This is a genomic window from Psychromonas sp. SR45-3, assembly GCF_014163575.1.
Classification (GTDB): Bacteria; Pseudomonadota; Gammaproteobacteria; order Enterobacterales; family Psychromonadaceae; genus Psychromonas; species Psychromonas arctica.
The window spans coordinates 79,127-98,219 of record NZ_JACJDP010000011.1; the positions used below are offsets into that span (position 1 = coordinate 79,127).

General features: G+C 38.3%; 17 protein-coding genes and 3 tRNA genes. 12 read left to right on the forward strand and 8 right to left on the reverse strand.

The window, feature by feature from the left end:
* Positions 1-36: 36 nt before the first annotated feature.
* Complete coding sequence (gene lysS, locus H5084_RS08465) at positions 37-1,554, forward strand: lysine--tRNA ligase (RefSeq protein WP_028869187.1); 1,518 nt, start codon at positions 37-39, stop codon at positions 1,552-1,554.
* A 140-nt stretch (positions 1,555-1,694) separates the two neighbouring features.
* On the opposite strand, the gene H5084_RS08470 is transcribed toward lysS, so the two are convergent.
* Positions 1,695-2,156, reverse strand: coding sequence for a GAF domain-containing protein (locus tag H5084_RS08470; RefSeq protein ID WP_028869186.1), 462 nt, complete (start codon positions 2,154-2,156; stop codon positions 1,695-1,697).
* Positions 2,157-2,361: 205 nt separating this feature from the next.
* Between H5084_RS08470 and H5084_RS08475 the strand changes: the two genes are divergently transcribed.
* The 4 genes from H5084_RS08475 to H5084_RS08490 all read left to right on the forward strand — a co-directional run bounded on the left by H5084_RS08475 (position 2,362) and on the right by H5084_RS08490 (position 6,073).
* Complete coding sequence (locus H5084_RS08475; protein WP_028869185.1) at positions 2,362-2,652, forward strand: EF-hand domain-containing protein; 291 nt, start codon at positions 2,362-2,364, stop codon at positions 2,650-2,652.
* A 14-nt stretch (positions 2,653-2,666) separates the two neighbouring features.
* Positions 2,667-3,146, forward strand: a complete 480-nt coding sequence (locus H5084_RS08480; protein ID WP_182690171.1) for a hypothetical protein — start codon at positions 2,667-2,669, stop codon at positions 3,144-3,146.
* 660 nt (positions 3,147-3,806) lie between these two features.
* Positions 3,807-5,240 (forward strand): ATP-binding protein, encoded by a 1,434-nt coding sequence (locus H5084_RS08485; protein ID WP_182690172.1) that lies wholly within the window; start codon positions 3,807-3,809, stop codon positions 5,238-5,240.
* Positions 5,241-5,386: 146 nt separating this feature from the next.
* Entirely contained in the window at positions 5,387-6,073 is a 687-nt protein-coding gene (locus tag H5084_RS08490) for a response regulator (RefSeq protein ID WP_182690173.1), read from the forward strand.
* A 227-nt stretch (positions 6,074-6,300) separates the two neighbouring features.
* Here the strand turns inward: H5084_RS08490 and rplI are convergent, their stop codons facing one another.
* Genes rplI through rpsF form a run of 4 tightly spaced genes read right to left on the reverse strand, consistent with a single transcriptional unit; the run spans position 6,301 to position 7,728 of the window.
* Positions 6,301-6,753, reverse strand: a complete 453-nt coding sequence (gene rplI / locus H5084_RS08495; protein ID WP_028869181.1) for a 50S ribosomal protein L9 — start codon at positions 6,751-6,753, stop codon at positions 6,301-6,303.
* 16 nt (positions 6,754-6,769) lie between these two features.
* A complete protein-coding gene (gene rpsR, locus H5084_RS08500; protein ID WP_028869180.1) occupies positions 6,770-6,997 on the reverse strand; it encodes a 30S ribosomal protein S18 in 228 nt (75 codons plus the stop codon).
* A 9-nt stretch (positions 6,998-7,006) separates the two neighbouring features.
* Entirely contained in the window at positions 7,007-7,312 is a 306-nt protein-coding gene (gene priB, locus H5084_RS08505) for a primosomal replication protein N (protein WP_025563296.1), read from the reverse strand.
* Positions 7,313-7,320: 8 nt separating this feature from the next.
* Entirely contained in the window at positions 7,321-7,728 is a 408-nt protein-coding gene (gene rpsF / locus H5084_RS08510; RefSeq protein WP_166372522.1) for a 30S ribosomal protein S6, read from the reverse strand.
* Positions 7,729-8,039: 311 nt separating this feature from the next.
* On the opposite strand from rpsF, the gene H5084_RS08515 reads away from it, so the two are divergent.
* Positions 8,040-9,302, forward strand: a complete 1,263-nt coding sequence (locus H5084_RS08515; RefSeq protein WP_182690174.1) for a YdiY family protein — start codon at positions 8,040-8,042, stop codon at positions 9,300-9,302.
* 131 nt (positions 9,303-9,433) lie between these two features.
* Here the strand turns inward: H5084_RS08515 and rlmB are convergent, their stop codons facing one another.
* Entirely contained in the window at positions 9,434-10,174 is a 741-nt protein-coding gene (rlmB, locus tag H5084_RS08520; protein ID WP_028869177.1) for a 23S rRNA (guanosine(2251)-2'-O)-methyltransferase RlmB, read from the reverse strand.
* Between the two features lie 92 nt (positions 10,175-10,266).
* Positions 10,267-12,813 carry a ribonuclease R gene (gene rnr, locus H5084_RS08525; RefSeq protein ID WP_182690175.1) on the reverse strand — a complete coding sequence of 849 codons (2,547 nt, stop codon included), beginning with the start codon at positions 12,811-12,813 and terminating at the stop codon, positions 10,267-10,269.
* 231 nt (positions 12,814-13,044) lie between these two features.
* Between rnr and H5084_RS08530 the strand changes: the two genes are divergently transcribed.
* The 5 genes from H5084_RS08530 to H5084_RS08550 all read left to right on the forward strand — a co-directional run bounded on the left by H5084_RS08530 (position 13,045) and on the right by H5084_RS08550 (position 17,392).
* Positions 13,045-13,121, forward strand: a tRNA-Arg gene (locus tag H5084_RS08530).
* A gap of 44 nt (positions 13,122-13,165) precedes the next feature.
* A tRNA-His gene (locus tag H5084_RS08535) sits at positions 13,166-13,241 on the forward strand.
* A 124-nt stretch (positions 13,242-13,365) separates the two neighbouring features.
* Positions 13,366-13,442 (forward strand) — tRNA-Pro (locus tag H5084_RS08540).
* Between the two features lie 1,660 nt (positions 13,443-15,102).
* Positions 15,103-16,017, forward strand: a complete 915-nt coding sequence (locus H5084_RS08545) for a porin (RefSeq protein WP_182690176.1) — start codon at positions 15,103-15,105, stop codon at positions 16,015-16,017.
* A 466-nt stretch (positions 16,018-16,483) separates the two neighbouring features.
* Positions 16,484-17,392, forward strand: a complete 909-nt coding sequence (locus tag H5084_RS08550) for an aldo/keto reductase family oxidoreductase (protein ID WP_182690177.1) — start codon at positions 16,484-16,486, stop codon at positions 17,390-17,392.
* A 208-nt stretch (positions 17,393-17,600) separates the two neighbouring features.
* Here H5084_RS08550 and H5084_RS08555 read toward each other — a convergent pair whose 3' ends face one another.
* Positions 17,601-18,230, reverse strand: coding sequence for a LysE family translocator (locus H5084_RS08555; RefSeq protein WP_182690178.1), 630 nt, complete (start codon positions 18,228-18,230; stop codon positions 17,601-17,603).
* A gap of 83 nt (positions 18,231-18,313) precedes the next feature.
* Between H5084_RS08555 and mobB the strand changes: the two genes are divergently transcribed.
* Entirely contained in the window at positions 18,314-18,862 is a 549-nt protein-coding gene (gene mobB / locus H5084_RS08560) for a molybdopterin-guanine dinucleotide biosynthesis protein B (RefSeq protein WP_182690179.1), read from the forward strand.
* Positions 18,863-19,093 lie beyond the last annotated feature (231 nt).

Here is a 19,093-nt window from a genome sequence, read left to right on the forward strand (position 1 = left end):
CAAATTATGTAAGACACTAAACCGATAGGAACTATCATGTCAGAGCAAAACCAAGCAGAAGCACCACAAGAAGAGTTGAACGATATTTTAACAGCACGTCTAGAAAAATTAGATGCTATGCGTGAAAAGGGACAAGCATTCCCGAATGATTTCCGTCGTAAAAATATCTCAGATGAACTGCATAAGCTTTATGACGAAAAGAGCAAAGAAGAACTAGAAGAGTTAGCCGTTGAAGTTAGCGTTGCTGGCCGTATGATGACACGTCGTATTATGGGTAAAGCAAGCTTTGCAACTATCCAAGATATGGGCGGTCAAGTTCAAGTCTATGTTGCACGTGATAACTTAGCTGAAGGTTTTTACAATACTGAATTCAAAAAATGGGATTTAGGCGATATTGTTGGTGCTACTGGTGTTTTATTTAAAACAAAAACAGATGAATTAAGTATTAAAGTATCAGAAATACGTATTTTGACTAAAGCATTGCGTCCATTACCTGATAAATTCCACGGGTTATCAGATACTGAAGCTTGTTACCGTCAACGTTACCTTGATTTAATTGCTAATGAATCTTCTCGTAAAACATTTATTTTACGTAACAAAATAGTAACGGCTATTCGTACCTACCTAAATGAACGTAACTTCATGGAAGTAGAAACGCCAATGTTACAAGCTATCCCTGGCGGAGCAACGGCTAAGCCTTTTGAAACATTCCATAATGCATTAGATTTACCTATGTATTTACGTATTGCGCCAGAATTAAATCTTAAACGTTTAGTAGTTGGTGGCTTTGAGCGTGTATTTGAAATTAACCGTAGCTTCCGTAACGAAGGTGTTTCAACGCGTCATAACCCTGAATTCACTATGATTGAGTTCTACCAAGCTTACGCTGACTACATTGACCTAATGAACTTAACAGAAGATATGTTACGTACTATTACTGAAAATGTATTAGGCTCAAGCATTGTTAAATACGGTGAAGAAACGTTTGATTTTGGCAAACCTTTTATACGTTTAACAATGAAAGAGTCAATCCTTGAATATAACGAAGGCATCGAAGCTGCTGAATTAGAAAGCATGGAAGGATTAAAAGCCTTAGCAAAACGTTTAGACATTCACTTAAAAGATAGTTGGGGCGAAGGTAAAGTCTTAACAGAGATCTTTGAAGAGACGGCTGAGCACAAGTTAATGCAACCTACGTTCATTACTGCTTACCCCGCGGAAGTGTCACCATTAGCTCGTCGTAACGATGAAAACCCAGAAGTAACAGATCGTTTCGAATTCTTTGTCGGTGGTCGTGAATTAGCGAATGGATTCTCTGAGTTAAATGATTCACAAGACCAAGCGCAACGTTTCATGGATCAAGTCGCACAGAAAGAATCGGGTGATGATGAAGCAATGTTCTACGATGCTGATTACATTACTGCACTAGAGCATGGTTTACCACCAACAGCTGGTGAAGGTATTGGTATCGACCGTTTAGTGATGTTGTTTACTGATAGCCATACGATTCGTGACGTATTATTATTTCCACATATGCGCCCGCAAGCTAAATAATTATTATAAGATAACCTTCTACTGAATATTATCTTGGTAAATAAAAGCCTCGTTTTTCACGGGGCTTTTTTATCGCCAGAAAATGCCGTACCTTTTAACTTTTAACTTTCGACTTTGACATCGGGATAAAATGCGATCAGCTAGAAATTCAACTGGCTTTCTAATTGTGCAATAAAGTGATTTAAACCCGCTTCATCCACTTCATTAAAACGCTCGGTTATTGGGCTATCAATATCCAATACTGCCACTGTTTTGCCATTGTAATTGATAGGAATAACAATTTCAGATTGGCTCGCTGCATCACAAGCAATGTGTCCTGGGAATTCATGTACATCGGCAATGCGTTGTGTTGTATTAGTACTGAAGGCTTTCCCGCAAACACCCTTGTCTAGATCGATGCGGTAACAAGCAACATTGCCTTGAAATGGCCCCAATACCAATTGCTCGCCCTTTAAAACGTAAAAACCTACCCAGTTTATATTGTTTAAATTCATGTTTAATAATGCACTGATATTAGCTAGTTTGGCAGTTAGATCTTGTTCATCTTCAATCAATGCTAAGGCTTGTTTAGTCAGTAATTGATAGTCGGCTAATGTTTTCATTTTTATCTACTTAATTAATGGTTATATGGCATAGAGAATAAATATTTTTATTTTTAACGCAAGCATAAATCACTGTGCAGCAAGCGATGTGAGTGAAAGTATGGTTTTTTTTAAATTTAAATACTTTTTTTACCTATTTTGCACATTCTTTGCACATTCAATTGTTAGCCTAGTATTAGTAATTTTATCTTGAGAGGATCTTTTAATGAAAAAATGTGTAAATGTAATGATTGCATTAGCAATGGTTGTGGGTGTAACCAGCCAAAGTTATGCACAAGACTCACAGGAAAGAGGACCTAAAGGCGCTCGGCCTGATTTCTCAAGCATTGATAGCAATAATAGTGGTGAAATTGATTTTGATGAGTTTTCAGCACAAACATTGCCACATGGTGATCACCAAACCGTATTTGATGATATTGATGCAGATGGTAACGGCGTGATTAGTGAGCAAGAATTTAGCGATCATAAACCACCTCGTCCACAACAACGTCAATAACAGGAAGCATTCTTATGATTAGTTCAATCAGTGCTGGTTCATCAGTCACAATGCCTACGTCATCACGTTCAGAGAAAGTATTAACGGAAGAGCAACAAACACTTATTTCAGACACATTATCTGAACTGGATGCAGACAATTTAACAACAGCCGATGCCTTAAGTATTATCGATACATTTTCTGAGGCTGGTATTGAGCCAGGCAAAGCCATGGAATCTGCATTGTCTGAATTGGGTTTTGGTGCAAAAGAGATTGGTGATTTAGCCAATGTCGAAGGCGATCGTCCACCTCCGCCGCCACCTCCTGCGCAAAGTTCAGATGAAATCAGTTCAATGGCGAGCTATTTAGAAGAATTGTTAGAAGAAACGTTAGCGGCCAATGATGCCGACAGTGTTGAACAATTAACTGAAGAGCAGCGTTTCTCTGTGTACGCACAGGTGATGGAGAAATTTGGTATCGAAGAGGGTGACTCTTTAATTAATACCGTTGCCTAGTGACATTCCATTTAGCAGATAGCTCTTTTTTATTAGCGCATGACTGTATTATGTAACCTCAGTGCTGGATTATGCATTGAGGTTATTTATTTTTATAATCATCAATCATCGTTTTAATAGTACGCTTGCTGCATATTTTCATCATTTCTGTTTATTCAACTTACTCAATTATTTAATGCTTATTTGAATAGGCTATTCATTTGCGTTTGATAAGTGCTTTGTCATATTAAAGTCATTCACATGATAAATTGAATAACAGATGCGCATCTATCTATCTCAAAGGCTAGATACACAAGCAAATAGAGTAACCGACTGTATTGAGTTAGGTATCAGCGTTAGGTAATAGTATCGCTAATGATAGTTAGGTAATGGCATAGTTAATGAGAGAGAACGGGATGTTGGATGGATAGTCAGATGAGTGCATTTAATAGCATCATTAATTGATATGATTATTAAGCAATAACTACGTTAGTATTTCTAAATATCAGTTTAGGTTCAACAATGAATGTGCAGTGATCTATTTAACTATCAGCGATTTAACTGTCAGCTATTTAACTATGAGCGATTAACATATGCAGTAATTCGATCCTGGTAAACCCTAAACAAGTGTTAATTGATACGATTATTTAGTAACGAGTATTGATAAAGAGAACCGTCATAATGAAAATCCATAACAAACTTTTTTTAGTTTTTTTCAGCTTTAGTTTATTACTCGTGACAGCTTTGGTACTACTCATTCAATGGAGTATTGGTAAGGGGATTGTTGAATATGTTAACAGTAAAGAGATAGAGTCATTACAGCCTTTAGTGGTTCAGCTGCAGCAAGAATATAAAAAAGACGGCACTTGGCAAGGGTTGCAAGGTCAACATAAAAGGTTTGGCGATTTACTGTTTTTCAACTTGAGTCATAATGATGACGAACCCTCGCCGACAGAATTAACGAGAAGACCTCCTCCTGAATTTGGTCGACCGCCACCCTCAAGAGACGGAGTTCCTCGGCCGATGCAAAGACCTGGCTTTGCTTTGTTTGATCAAGACAACAATCTAGTGGCAGGGCATTATATTGAAGGGCCTGAATACAGTAAAACGTTGCTCGAGGTTGATGATAAAAATATTGGTTGGTTAATGATCCCGCAACACAAAAAAATAATCGATGGTTATGAACTCGATTTTATCAAACAACAGCAAAGTTACTTATGGATCATTGCCTTAGTTGCGATGGGGTTAGTGGTGTTAATCACTTTTCCATTAGCGCGCCATTTGGCAGAACCGATTAAAAAAATAATTTTTGGAATGCACCAGTTGACCCAGGGAAACTATTTACAACATATTGACGTTAATAGGAAAGATGAGCTGGGCGAATTAAGCCGGGACTTTAATGAGCTCGCATTAACACTGCATGAAAATGAAGATGCACGTAAACGTTGGTTAGCGAATATATCACATGAATTACGAACACCGGTGGCGATTCTAAGGGGGGAATTAGAGGCCATGCTCGATGGGGTGCGTCCACTCGAAAAAAGTAATATTGATTCAGCTAACGATGAAGTGAAACATTTGCAGCACCTTATTGATGACTTACATCAACTAACAAGCGCGGATATAGGTGGTATGCATTATCGTAAAAAAAATATTAACTTAAGCGACTGGTTAGCCTCAGAGGTTAATAAATTTAGCAGTTACTTATCGGTTGCTGGAACCTCGTTGACAGTTGATATTAAAGAACCTGTTGCGATTATTTTTGCTGATAGTATTCGCTTATGTCAGTTGTTTGAAAACTTGATGAACAATTGCATTAAATACGCTGAAGCGAATGTAATGAAAATATCACTGGTTGTTGAGCAACAAGCAATGAATCCCATTGTGAGAGTGACAGTAGAAGATAATGGTGTGGGAGTGCCTGAACAGCATTTATCACATTTATTTGAATATTTATATCGTGTTGAAGATTCAAGAAATCGTAAAACTGGGGGGGCTGGTCTTGGATTGTCTATTTGTGCGCATATTGTTACTGCACATCAAGGGCATATTTATGCACAAGCCTCTGAACTGGGTGGATTAGCGATCATTATTGAGCTACCGTTGAGCCAATAATGTATTTGATCTGTTTTGGATGATTGAGACTTGCTTCTTGAAACTTAGCTATTTAGCGATTCAGTAGCAGTACTCTAGATCATTGTAAGTTTTGGGCAGGTGTTACCTTTTGGTGACATAGGGGGTAAATCATTAAGGTTGATAATGTGTCAAATTCAATATTGATTGTAGAAGATGAAATAAAGCTAGCTAATTTGTTAGCTGATTACTTCAAGCTAACTGAGTATCAGCCACAGCAAATTCATCATGGAGATCAAGTGGTGAGCTGGGTAAAAGCGAACCAACCAACGGTCATATTATTGGATATTATGTTACCAGGTAAAGACGGTATTACGCTGTGTAAGGAAATTCGCCAATTTTCTAACGTACCTATTTTGATGGTGACAGCCAAAGTCGATGAAGTCGACCGGTTGTTAGGTTTAGACTTAGGTGCTGATGATTATATTTGTAAACCATTTAGCCCTAAAGAAGTGGTGGCCAGAGTCAAAGCGGTATTAAGAAGAGGCCAGCTGAACAACGTTGCTATTGAACCGGATTTAAAGTTAGATCAAGAACGCTTAGTAGTTAGTTTTAATCACCTCGAAATTGCACTGACTTCTGTTGAGTTTCAATTGCTTAAACCACTTGCTAATAAACCGGGGCGGATCTTTACGCGTGAACAATTAATGCAGAGCATGTATTCAGATGACCGCATTGTTAATAATCGTACCATTGATAGTCATATTAAAAAATTAAGAAAAAAATTGGCAGATATCAGCCAAGGCCAAGATCTTATTCAATCAGTATATGGTGCAGGCTATCGGTTAGTAGTGGAGTCAGCTCCATCAGCTTAATTTAGTGGTTAACTACTGTCGGAGTGGGAAAAGGGCAGTTCAAACAGCATCATTGAGTTATCTCTTATGATGACAACCCAGTACTACACAGGCATATTTTTTAGGTTGCAAGAATCATCTTATAGATAGGTATCAATAGTTGGAAGGGCAAGGGGATAACTAAATTTTAGACAAAAAAATACCTGCTCGAAAGCAGGTATTTTAAAACATTAAAGTATTGTTACTGATTACTCAGCTTCAACAATTTCAAGGTTTACAATTGAAGTTACGTCAGAATGTACTGTAACAGTGATCTCGTAAGAACCTGTTAAACGTAAAGCACCTTCAGGAAGACGAACTTCACTTTTAGCAACAGCTACACCAGCAGCAGTGATTGCATCAGCAATATCACGCGTACCGATTGAACCGAACAGTTTACCAGCATCACCAGCTTTAGAAGTGATAACAACCGCTTCTAATGCAGAGATAGCTTCACCACGTGCTTGAGCAGCAGCTAGGTTAGCAGCTTGCTTAGCTTCTAATTCAGCACGACGTGCTTCAAAAGCTTCTAAGTTTGCTTTGTTTGCTGGAACAGCTTTTTGCTGTGGGAAAAGAAAGTTACGTGCGTAACCTGCTTTAACGTTAACTTTATCGCCAAGTTTACCAAGGTTAGCAACTGTATCTTGTAGAATAATTTCCATAATATATAGCTCCTATTTACTTGTGTAAATCTGTGTAAGGTAAAAGCGACAAGTAACGTGCACGTTTGATAGCGCGCGCTAGTTGGCGTTGGTATTTTGCACATGTGCCAGTAATACGGCTAGGTACGATTTTACCACTTTCAGTGATATAGTTTTTTAATGTAACAACGTCTTTGTAATCAATCTCAACAACTTTTTCAGCTGTGAATCGACAGAATTTACGACGGCGAAAATAACGAGCCATGGTAGTTCCTTAAATTTGTTCTATGTACTGAGCATGCAACACCAACTTACCAAGATTACTCTTGCTCTGATGATAAGTGATAAAACCACTTACTTTAATTTGCATACCTTTCGATAATTTATTCTTCAACTGACTTGCTAATGGTCCACTTGTTGCAATTGGCATATAACAATATGTATTGCGTGGTAATCCAGCTTCTTCTTGCACTGAACGATGTTCTATCGTCAGGTTACAGTGTTCAATGCCACTAGGGCTTGTTTTATGTATCGGCTTTTCAGTTACGATACCTGTAAGTTGCAAAAAGTTATCAGTCACTCAGTTTCTTATGCTTCTGCTTCTGTTGCAGCAGGCGCAGCTGGTGCAGCATCAAAATCTGGACGTGGAGCACGAGGAGCACGTTCAACACGTTCTTCTTTTGCTTTAGCCACTACAGATGCTTCAGTTACAGCAGATTTAGTACGCATGATCATGTTGCGGATCACAGCGTCGTTGAAACGGAAAGCAGTTTCCAAATCATCGATTACTGTTTGCTCAGCTTCAATATTCATAAGAACATAGTGTGCTTTGTGTAGTTTGTTAATTGGGTAAGCCAGTTGACGACGACCCCAATCTTCTAGACGATGAACAGTACCACCTGCTTCTGTGATAGAAGTAGTGTAACGCTCGATCATACCATTAACTTGTTCACTCTGATCTGGGTGAACCATAAATACGATTTCATAATGACGCATATAAAAATCGCTCCTTACGGGTTAGTAGCTTCATAATTTGGCTCAGCCGTACCAAGTAGAAGCAAGGAACAAAAAGGGTGGCTGATTTAAGCCGGCAGATTGTACAGTTTAGCGACAACTTACGCAAGCAACAAAAGCAAGATAAATACAAAGTTAATGAGAACTTTTGCTTATTGTTTGCATCTATACACTAACAATCTAAAATACTTCGGTTCCCTAATCATTTAAATGAGTTAATTTTGCCTAAATCAGCCTTCCTTTATATCTTAATTATTAACCTTCTCGTGCTAGGTGTGAATATTGGGCTATACATGACACCTCAGGCAATCACTTCTACTACGGAAGTGACAATAGGTGCGAATGCAGGCGCGACAAATATTCAAGCCGATGGTGCACTGGGCAATGCTGGCGATAGAACCATTAATAGCGATGTTGGTGTTGCAGGCGCAAAGCCGAATAGTTCGGCGAATACAACACTATCGACAAAAAAAGAGGCTATCGAACTAGCGCAGCAGTTAAAGCAGCAATCGGCAGAGAAGTTAAAGCAACAACAGCAGCAGCAAACTAAACTGACTTATTTATTAGCTGAAAACCAACGCTTAATTGACAAAATATCGACGCTAGATAATCAAGTAAATATTCAAGAATCATATTTAGTAGAAAGCCAACAAAAAGAGAAGCAGCTTAAGGCGCTATTAAAAAAAGAGCGTTTACAACATGCTAGTTTATTAAGCTCGCCTATCAATCGCATTAAAACGTCCATCGATCAACAACCCGATCTGCTTAAAAATAAAAAGGCAGGTCAAGGTAGCATTGAAGAAAATAATGCTATTGCAGATCAAGACTTCATTGATATTGCAATTGAAAACAACAGCATCAAAACAGATATTGTGGATTCAAATGAAGAGATAATAGAGTTACCGGATCGCTTTAGCGGTGCTGTCGAATTCGGTTTTAAGTATGAGCAAGATAATCAAATTACACAAAACTTACGCGGGCGATTGATATTAGATTACAACGAAGTGGATCAATACAATATTAACAGTGATATTGAGTTTAAGTCTGAATCGGAAGACAGTGAAGAAACCGCGCAAAAGCTTCGCTGGCAGTTACAGGGAAACTACAATTTAGACCCAATGAACTTAGTTTTTGTCCGTAGTGATATTAAACGTAGTAAATTTGCATCTTATGAGCAGGAAGATATCTTTACCGTTGGTTACGGGCATATTTTCTTTAATGAAAATAACCATAAATTTAACACTGAGTTTGGCCCCGGCTATAAATTCGCTGAGCCGAATGCTGATGAAGATGCTGTTTCTATTAATGAATTTATATTACGTACACGGCTGAATTATGAAAGGATTGTGAGTGAAAGCTTGCAAGTGTCGTTACAAGGAGTATTTGAAGTAGGGCATTCTAATAGTGTTTATGGTGTGGAGTTTAAAGCTCAGAATAGAATTTATCAGCAGTTATATTTAATCTTCGATGTTGACTATAAATATAATCAAAATGTACCTGAAGATACTGAAAATAAAGAGGTTTCGACGGGGTTTAATATTCAATATGCATTCTAGTAAAAAAAACGCTATACAGCGAGTAATGACTGCCTAGCGTTGATTGATTTTATTTGTCGCGAACCGAAATTGCTGATTTTTTAGCTTAACAATAACTTGATTTAAGATGTTTTTTAATTTTCACTTCTTATTTAACGGCGTTGGCGTACCACTTCAAATAAACAAATACCCGTTGCAACCGATACATTTAAACTTGAAACAGCACCTGCCATTGGTAATTTAATCAGTTCATCACAATGTTCGCGTGTTAAACGGCGTAGCCCTTTGCCTTCCGCTCCCATCGCTAACGCCATGCCACTTTGTAGCTTACAATCATAAAGGCTTTGTTCTGCTTCACCGGCGGTACCGTAAATCCAGATCCCTTTGTCTTGTAAACCACGCATCGCACGCGCTAGGTTAGTCACATGGATTAATGGAATCGATTCTGCTGCGCCACAGGCCACTTTACGTACTACTGGTGTTAAGCTGGCTGAGTTGTCTTTAGGAATGATCACTGCGTGTACGCCAGCGGCTTCAGCGCTTCGTAAACAAGCGCCTAAATTGTGCGGGTCGGTTACACCATCTAAAATCAATAAAAAAGGAGGTACATCAAGAGCCGCTAAAATAGGCTCTAGATCATTGTCAGTTAATACTTTCATCGCTTTTACACGTGCCATAATACCTTGGTGCTGCTCTCCATCAGATTTGTCATCTAATGCTTTACGTTGCATCAATTGTACTGAGACACCCCATTCTTTTGCTTTGTTAAGCACATCATTTAAACGTTCGTCATCACGTCCTTTTAGGGCGTAAATTTCAATAACACGTTCTGGTTGTTTTTCTAATAGCGCATCAACGGCATGCATACCGTAAATAATTTCACTTTTACTCATGTTATTTCTCTAATCTTTAATATCTAAATCGGGATAAGTTCTATAGTCGCTAATTGACAGTGAGTAAATTAGCGACTTAGACAGAAATGTTATTATTCTGCTTTCTTAGCCTTGTTACGTGTACGTTCAGCACGTCCTGGACGACTTTTCTTGGTTGCTGTTGTTTTTTTCTTCTTAGACGACGCAGTATTCTTTTCGCCTTGTGCCACTTTTCTTTGCGGCTTTTTCTTTTGCTTGTTAGCAGCCTTTCTCTTTGCAAGCTCTTCTTCTGTTAGTTTTTTACCTGTTCGTTTAACAGCTCTTTTAGGTTGCTGAGTTGATTCATCATCCGCTGCTTGCTTGGATTGCTGCTCTTCTTTGCTTCCTGACTTACTGCGTGCGCGTTTGTCGATAGGGCGATCTGACGTCTTACTTTCAGGTTTACGGCCTCGCTTACGTTGACCAGCGACTGCTTCATCGGCTAATTCAAAATCAATTTTTTTATCGTCTAAATTAACAGAAAGTACTTTCACTTCTAATACGTCACCAATACGATAAACACGACCAGTTCGCTCACCTTTTAAGGTTTGTTTGCCGGCATCAAAAATATAGTAATCAGACACTAAGCCAGTGACATGCACTAAACCATCGATATGAATATCATTTAAACGTACGAAGAAACCAAAGTTGGTAACAGCTGCAATAGTACCAACCATGGTATCGCCTATATGGTCTTGCATATATTCACATTTTAATGCGTCAGCTACATCACGTGTAGCATCATCGGCGCGGCGTTCTGTCATTGAACAATGCTCACCTAAAAATCCCATTTCATCGTGTTGATAATGGTAACCACCGGTTTCAGTCCATTTCTGTTTCAGTTGACCTGCTTCTTGATGTTTCACTATATATTTAATCGCACGGTGTAAAATCAAGTCTGGGTAACGACGAATTGGCGAAGTAAAGTGAGAATACTCTTCTAATGCTAAACCAAAATGACCTAAGTTTTCATCTTGATATACTGCCTGCTTCATTGAACGCAGCAACATGGTTTGCAATAGTTCACTATCTTCACGGTCAGCAAAGGTTTCCGCTAAATCTGCATAGTCACGAGGGGCTGGTTTATCTCCGCCACCAAGACTTAAACCTAATTCGGCTAAAAACGAGCGGAAGTTCGCTAATTTTTCTTCGCTTGGGGTTTCATGTACACGGAATAAAGCAGCGGCATCGGCAGCACCAATTAAACGGGCAGAAGCAACGTTTGCTTGGATCATACATTCTTCAATTATCTTATGCGCATCGTTACGCACTAACGGCACAATCGCATCAATTTTACGTGCTTCATTAAAGAGGAAACGAACTTCTAATGTTTCAAATTCCATACCGCCACGAATATGGCGTGCTTTTTTGAAGGCTTTATAAAGGTGTTCTAATTCTTCTAAGTGAGGCACTAATGGCTGGTACTGTTCACGAAGAGGTTGATCACCCTCTAAAATAGCTGCCACTTTAGTGTAAGTGAAACGCGCGTGAGAGTTCATTACTGCTTCGTAAAATTTATAATCTGTTAATTGACCTGATTGAGAAATAACCATTTCGCTGACCATACATAAACGGTCAACCTGAGGGTTTAAAGAACATAAACCATTCGATAATACTTCAGGTAACATAGGAATAACTTGGTCTGGGAAATAAACAGAGTTACCGCGGTTAATCGCTTCTTTATCTAAAATTGTCCCTTTGCGAACGTAATAACTTACATCGGCAATCGCAACCCATAATCGCCAACCGCCACCAGGTTCTTTTTGACAGAATACAGCATCATCAAAGTCACGTGCATCTTCACCATCGATAGTCACTAAGGGTAAGTCACGTAGGTCAACGCGGCCTTTTTTAGCTTCTTCTGGCACAAACTCGCCAAATGGTTCAAGTTCTTTGTCTAAACCCTCTGGCCATTCGTGTGGAATGTCATGTGTACGAAGAGCAATTTCAACTTCCATGCCTGGTTCCATATCTTGGCCCAGCACTTCTGTTATTTTGCCCGTTGCAGTAAAGCGCGCTTTAGGACGTTGTAAAATTTCTACTACAACTATTTGACCATGACGTGCACCGCCATTGTTTTCTTTATGGATGATGATCTCTTGGTTGATACGAGAATCGTCTGGAATAACAGATGAAACACCATCTTCAACAAAGTAGCGGCCAACAATCGTTTCTTGGCGAGCTTCTAATAAACGCACAAAGCGGGCTTCAGTACGACCACGTGAATCTACTTTCACGGGTTGCGCCAAAATAGTGTCACCGTGGAATAAAAAGCGCATTTGGTGGTTAGGTAAAAATAAATCTTTACCTTCATCTTCTGTTTTTAAGAAACCAAACCCATCTTTATGACCAATCACTTTGCCTTTAGCAAGGTTCAGTTTGTCTGGTAAACCATAAGTTGCATTGCGACACCAAACTAATTGGCCATCACGTTCCATCGCTTTTAAGCGACGTCGCAGTCCTTCGGCTTCTTCGTCACTGCTGAGAGAGAAAGCATTAAATAATGCATCGCGAGTGATCGGTTTACCGTGTTTTTCGATAAAAGCTAAAATAAACTCACGGTCAGGGACAGGATGTTCATAAATTTTGGGTTCTTGATCTACAGTAGGATCTAAAGTCATAGTTGTAACTCTTTTTATAAGGCAATTAATGAAAGTATATCTGAAAATGACTGAAAGCCTGCTTGAATTCAACTATTAAGCGTAATTAATCAAAAAAAATTGATTTTTTTTGTTTTTTTGTCTAATTGCTCATCTATTGAGCAAGTAAACCCTTATTTTCAAAAAAAACACAAAAAAGACTAGACAGGTTTTGCAGTGTTAAGTATTATCCGCGCCACGCTAAAGACGTGAGCACCCGTAGCTCAGCTGGATAGAGCGTTGCCCTCCGGAGGCAAAGGCCACAGGTTCGAATCCTGTCGGGTGCGCCATATTTTCGGATTGCAACATTAATACAGTTCTTTAGTTTATAGTGGCGGATGTAGCTCAGTTGGTAGAGCCCCGGATTGTGATTCCGGTTGTCGCGGGTTCAAACCCCGTCATTCGCCCCATCTTTTCTTGATGTAAAACTAGATACTCGGTGATTAGCGCAGCTTGGTAGCGCATCTCCAGTGTTTTGGGAAAGAGTTGGACCAGAGGGTTCTGACCCTTGATTCTAAAATACGAATAAATACTCGGTGATTAGCGCAGCTTGGTAGCGCATCTGGTTTGGGACCAGAGGGTCAGAGGTTCGAATCCTCTATCACCGACCACATTTAAGAGTCCTGCTTAGCGTTATTGCTAAGCAGGATTTTTTCGTTTCTGAACCTGAAGATTGTCTTTCAATGGTTTGACCTTACAAGATTGCTCAGACACCAAGCTGTCGCTTGAAAACATTGCTCATACATAAAGCTTCGCTTTTTCGCTGCTCCATCTATCACCGACCACATTTGAATAATCCGCTTTAGATTTTGGCTTGTCTGCGCTCGTCCAGTCAGTTTGATATTTCATTGCTTGGTGTTTCGCCCTTGCGGCGAGTTCATTTTCTTTATACGAACAAAGAAAACGGAACCAAAAGAAAATCGCCCCAATTCGTTTTTTTAATCTGAATCAATCACAGCCTTCTTAACGCACCGCTCATACTCGACATCCATGTCTCGAACTGAGCTAGCAACGGCCTCCATGCCTTAGCTTGCTAAAGTCAGCGATTGATTCAGAAAAACTCAACTGGAAAGTTGTCGTAGCCATGTTAAGTATCGCTTTTTGAGGCGCAGGATTCGTATTGCCTATTTTAATATGTTGAATTTAGTTAATTAGTTAAGTTATAGCTCGTCTGCGCTCGTCCAATCCGTTTGATATTTCATTGCGTGGTGTTTCGCCCTTGCGGCGACTTTATCTGGATAAGTCTCGGCCTTCTTAACCTACGGTCATATGTATTGCCAATATATAATAATGATAGCTACCTGAGCTAATACTTCTTCGGTACTTTGTCTATTACTGGCTGCATTTTAAGATGCGTTTCATCTTCTGAATTAAACATTTTTTTGTTTAATAAATATCTGTTCTATTTCAAATGCTCGATGATTAAGGCTGCTTATTACTTATACATATAATAGTAGAGGAGTAAATTTTGTTGCTTTATCTGTAAGGTTGTTGCATTGAGTATTTAATAAGGAGCTTTAATAATATGCCTATGCTGTAAACCAAATATTTCTGTTATGGCCGTTTTGTAAAGTAGCTATACCTATTCCCTATTAATATTTGTTCACTATCACTATCAATTCGCTCTCAATCTCTTTTCGCTATCAATGTCTATTTAGTATTAAGAGCTTCCCATTATTAATATCTATCCATTTTATTAATGTAAAGAAAAGAGGCTGAATGCTTGTTGGTTGGCTTAATGTCAGGAACGTTGTCGTTTATTTACTGTAATTACGAATCAAGTAAAAGCATGGAAAACTCAAATGAGACACTGCATTGTTACTTTTTGAGAGATTGATAGGGCATCTTTTTTAGTTCGAAAGAGGCAGGTAGACCGGCTCGATCAGTTTTAAATTGCAATTTCTAAAAAAAGAACCACAAAATTTTGTTAAATCAGAGGAGTAAAGTTGATTTTTCGTTGTTTTTTAACGTAAAAGTAACAAAAAAATAGACGCTACTCTTATGTTTTTAATTTAAGTTTCATTATTTTTTGAGAGGCAGGTCAAATTATTATCCTTTTTTTGGTCTAAATGTGTGACCTTTCGTCATCTAACTGCGTTTGCTGTTTCCGCCTTGAGTTTTGTGTGGTAATTTTATTCCGCACTTAAACATCTGTGGTGTGTAAATAACCAACATAATGTTATTACACCGGAGTTAGACAGAATTAAGTAATTCATGGATTCAATTAATTTAAATTTAATTTTAATTTTAATAGCAACAAGGTGATGGACAATGAAAAAAACAATTTTAGCTACAATAGTTACTTCTTTATTTGCAGCAACTGCAGCACACAGTGCAACAGTATATGATGCAAATGGTACAACTTTTGAAGTTTACGGTGACGTTGAAGTTCAAGCAAAAAAAGGCACTGCAGATAATAGCAGCAAAGTAATCAACATTGATGATTCTGACTTCGGTTTTAAAGCCGGTTACGATATCGGTCACGGTGTTACAGCCATTGGTGTTGTTGAAGTTGACGGTGAGAACGATGATGAACAGCTAGCGATGGATGACGCTTATGTTGGTTTAAGCTCAGCTCAATGGGGTACATTAACAGTTGGTCAACAAGTTACAATTGCTGATGATCAAGGCATCGGTAACGATTACGAGTTTGGTATCGATAATTCGTCTCAAAGTTATACTGACGGTAAGCAAGTTGTTAAATATACTTTAGATAAAGGCAACTACTACGGCGGTATCTCTTACCTAGTAAATGAAAAAACAGCGTCTGACAATGTAGATTCTCTAGATGCGAAATTAGGTGCACGTTTTGGTGGTCTTGATTTAACTGTGTATTACGGTAACGCAGATAAAGGTACTTACGATTCAGAAAGTGTTGTTTTAGAAGCGCGTTACGCATTTGAAGACCTAGAATTAGCGGCTTCTGCAAGTTCAACTGATAATGGTTCAAATGCCGATGCAACTAGCTTTGGTTTAGCTGCTGTTTATACTGTTGATAAAATGGCTTACTCTGCTGCTTGGTCTTTAGTTGATACAGATAGCTCTGGTGTTGACGATGTTAATAAATACTTCGTAAATGCTGCTTACTCGTTCAACAGTAACGTTACAGCATATGTAGAGCTTGCTGGTGATGATACTGATGATTCAGAAATCGGTTATGCTGCAGGTATGGCTGTAACATTCTAAGCTAGCTTTATTGTCTATCAGGCTATTCAATACCTGAATACATAATAGAAATAGATAACTGCTTATTCAATTTGATTGGGTAAGCAGTTTTTGTTTTAGTGGTTTGCTTCTTTATTACTTTTTATTAATTTATTTCTGCATTTTTCTTACCTCTTGTCACTTACCACTTACCACTGAACGCTTACTGTTTTTTTTACTTCTATAGAACTCCATTCTTTTTAACTTTTCCCCTTATTTTTCAAGCTATCACTTATATTAAAGTTTTATTTTTATTGTTCGCTGGTTGGTATTTTTCACTTTGCACTTCTCTTTTGTTGTTATTAATTATCTGTGCCTTTATATTTTTCAATACAATCGACATAAGTGACCTCTTATTAATAAAGCCTGAGGGGGATGTTTTATACTCGATGCTGATAATCTTAGTTTCTGTTTTTATTTTATAGCCAATGATGGGGTGAGTATTTTTATGAGTTTAGTCGAAAAGGTATTGATGGCACCAGAGGGGCCTTTATTTTCTAAGTTAATTCAGGGATATTGGCGTTTAGGTGCTTGGGACATGACGGCACAACAGCGTTTAACTTTTTTAAAGCAACATGTAGAACTAGGTATTTCTACGGTGGATAATGCTGCAATTTATGGTGATAGCGAAGTCTTATTTGGTGAAGCACTCGCATTAGCGCCTGAGATGCGAGAGCAAATTCAAATTGTATCTAAGTTTGGTATTAATGGTATTGCGACTGTCCCCGGTGAACATCGTGTTTCACATTATGACAGCAGCAAAGCGGCGATCATTCGTTCAACGGAAAACTCATTACAACGTTTAGGTGTTGAACAGTTAGATGCCTTATTAGTACATCGCCCTGACTTTTTAATGGATGCGGATCAAGTGGCAGAGGCCTTTACTGAGCTCAAACAGTCAGGAAAAGTGAAACACTTTGGTGTTTCTAATTTTACTGCATCACAATTTGAACTATTACAATCACGTTTGATTGAACCTCTAATCACCAATCAGGTTGAGATCAACCCTATTCATTTTGATGTTATTGAAAATGGCGTTTTAGATCAGCTACAGCAACAACGCGTGCGTCCAATGGCTTGGTCTTGTTTAGCTGGAGGCGCTATTTTTAATACGCAAACTGAACAAGCTCAGCGCTTACGAAGTTGTTTAGAGTTATTAGCACAAGAGTTAGGTGCAACGTCAATCACACAAGTGATTTTTGCTTGGGTTCTAAAGCACCCTTCAAATCCTGTTGCATTAATTGGTTCAGGTAAAATAGAGCGAGTTAAAGAGGCTGTTGCGGCGTTAGCTTTGAAAATGAATACTGAGCAGTGGTATCGAGTCTGGGTGGCTTCAAAAGGTTTTTCTGTACCTTAATTTCTATGGCTTAACTTCTGTTTCTTAAATACAGAGGCTTGGCTTCTGTCTCTTAGCTTCTGTCTCTTGATTACAGTACCTTAGCTTCTTACCTCAATTATTATACGTAAATTGTTGTGTTTATAAATGATGCTAAAACGTTAAAAACCAGTGCTAAAGCATTAAAAAAGTGCATGACACTGGTTTTTTATTTTCTTTAGTTAACCCTTCAAATTAATTCAATAAGCAGTTTTACTGCAAAGATTAATAAAATAATACCCATTACTCTATCAAACCAATGACCATGGTTTAAAAATTTCTGACGAACACCTTGTTGTGAAAATAAAAATGAGACTAAGCAAAACCATGCTGCGGTTGAAATGATGATCCATAATCCGTATATAGATTGTACGATTAATGGTGTATTAGCACTGACAATGGTGGTGAAAATAGCGAGGAAGAAAAGCGTTGCCTTAGGGTTTAATACATTAGTCATAAAACCAATCATAAATGCCTTTTTTTGCTGTTTAGGGTCATTATCTACGGCAATAGAAGCGGATTGATCTAAGTTGGGTTGGCTACGTAATAAGTTAATACCTAGGTAAGTTATATAAGCTGCCCCTAATATTTTAGCGGTGACCATTAGATATGCTGATTGAGATATTAATAAACCCACTCCTAATAATGTATATAAAACATGTATAGAAATACCAGAACCTATCCCTAAACTGGTTATTATTGCCGTTTTGCGGCCAAAACTTATGCTCTGTCTGAGTACAATCGCAAAGTCAGGCCCAGGGCTCATGACTGCCAGAAGGTGGACAATGGTTAACATAATAAATTCTTGAAAGTAGGGCATATTTTACTCTTAAATCTAATTGGTTAGAAGACGATGAATCGATTATCATAACGTGTCTTTAATTATTTTCATAAGGTTAAATAATGACTTTTTTGACAAAATTTCCAGTGCCTTTGTTAGGTTTTGCTGCCTTTAGCGGTACCGGTAAAACAACCCTATTAGAGCAACTTATTCCTTTGTTAATTGCACAGGGGCTGCGTGTCGCTTTGGTGAAACATAGCCACCATGATATTGAAATGGATAAACCTGGAAAAGACAGCTACCGTTTGCGTAAAGCAGGCGCATCACAAGTGGTATTAGCCGGCACACATCGCTCTATTTGTTTTCATGAGCATGAGCAAGCACACGATAGTCAACTAAGTGAACAACTTGCATTATTAAATACACAGAATTTGGATTTAGTGCTGGTGGAAGGCTATCGAGACCAAGCTTTTCCTAAAATAGAGTTGCACCGCAGCGTGCTACAAAAGCCATTTCTCTATACAACGGATGCTAATATTATTGGCATTGTTTGCGATCAACCAATCGATGCAGGTGATTTACCTCTATTCGACTTTACCCAGTTACAAAAGATAGTGTCGTTTATTTTAAATGAAGTGATTGCGGTTGCTAATAACAAGCCGTCTAAGTAAAAAGCAGTATATAGCTATGTTACTTCGAGGTGCCTGACTTTACACCTGAAATATCATGGGTATAAATAACGGACCTATTATTTGAATCTAAGTGTTGATAAAACAGTCTGCTTTTTGAATAAAAGATCAAAAGTTAAAGTATGCTACCTAAGTTAAACAACCTTAACTGACTAAGTGTCTCAAATTGGAATTGAGTCAAATTTTTAGTCAGCGAAGGTTTAAGCCAGTTAA

Bases quoted from the DNA above. Each gene is read 5' to 3' on its own strand.
- H5084_RS08475 (WP_028869185.1), top strand. From the start codon at position 2,362: ATGAAAAAATGTGTAAATGTAATGATTGCATTAGCAATGGTTGTGGGT.
- H5084_RS08470 (WP_028869186.1), bottom strand. From the start codon at position 2,156: ATGAAAACATTAGCCGACTATCAATTACTGACTAAACAAGCCTTAGCA.
- rplI (WP_028869181.1), bottom strand. From the start codon at position 6,753: ATGGAAATTATTCTACAAGATACAGTTGCTAACCTTGGTAAACTTGGC.
- rlmB (WP_028869177.1), bottom strand. From the start codon at position 10,174: ATGAGTAAAAGTGAAATTATTTACGGTATGCATGCCGTTGATGCGCTA.
- H5084_RS08480 (WP_182690171.1), top strand. From the start codon at position 2,667: ATGATTAGTTCAATCAGTGCTGGTTCATCAGTCACAATGCCTACGTCA.
- H5084_RS08515 (WP_182690174.1), top strand. From the start codon at position 8,040: ATGACACCTCAGGCAATCACTTCTACTACGGAAGTGACAATAGGTGCG.
- H5084_RS08545 (WP_182690176.1), top strand. From the start codon at position 15,103: ATGAAAAAAACAATTTTAGCTACAATAGTTACTTCTTTATTTGCAGCA.
- rpsF (WP_166372522.1), bottom strand. From the start codon at position 7,728: ATGCGTCATTATGAAATCGTATTTATGGTTCACCCAGATCAGAGTGAA.
- lysS (WP_028869187.1), top strand. From the start codon at position 37: ATGTCAGAGCAAAACCAAGCAGAAGCACCACAAGAAGAGTTGAACGAT.
- rnr (WP_182690175.1), bottom strand. From the start codon at position 12,813: ATGACTTTAGATCCTACTGTAGATCAAGAACCCAAAATTTATGAACAT.
- rpsR (WP_028869180.1), bottom strand. From the start codon at position 6,997: ATGGCTCGTTATTTTCGCCGTCGTAAATTCTGTCGATTCACAGCTGAA.
- H5084_RS08485 (WP_182690172.1), top strand. From the start codon at position 3,807: ATGAAAATCCATAACAAACTTTTTTTAGTTTTTTTCAGCTTTAGTTTA.
- H5084_RS08555 (WP_182690178.1), bottom strand. From the start codon at position 18,230: ATGCCCTACTTTCAAGAATTTATTATGTTAACCATTGTCCACCTTCTG.
- mobB (WP_182690179.1), top strand. From the start codon at position 18,314: ATGACTTTTTTGACAAAATTTCCAGTGCCTTTGTTAGGTTTTGCTGCC.
- H5084_RS08550 (WP_182690177.1), top strand. From the start codon at position 16,484: ATGAGTTTAGTCGAAAAGGTATTGATGGCACCAGAGGGGCCTTTATTT.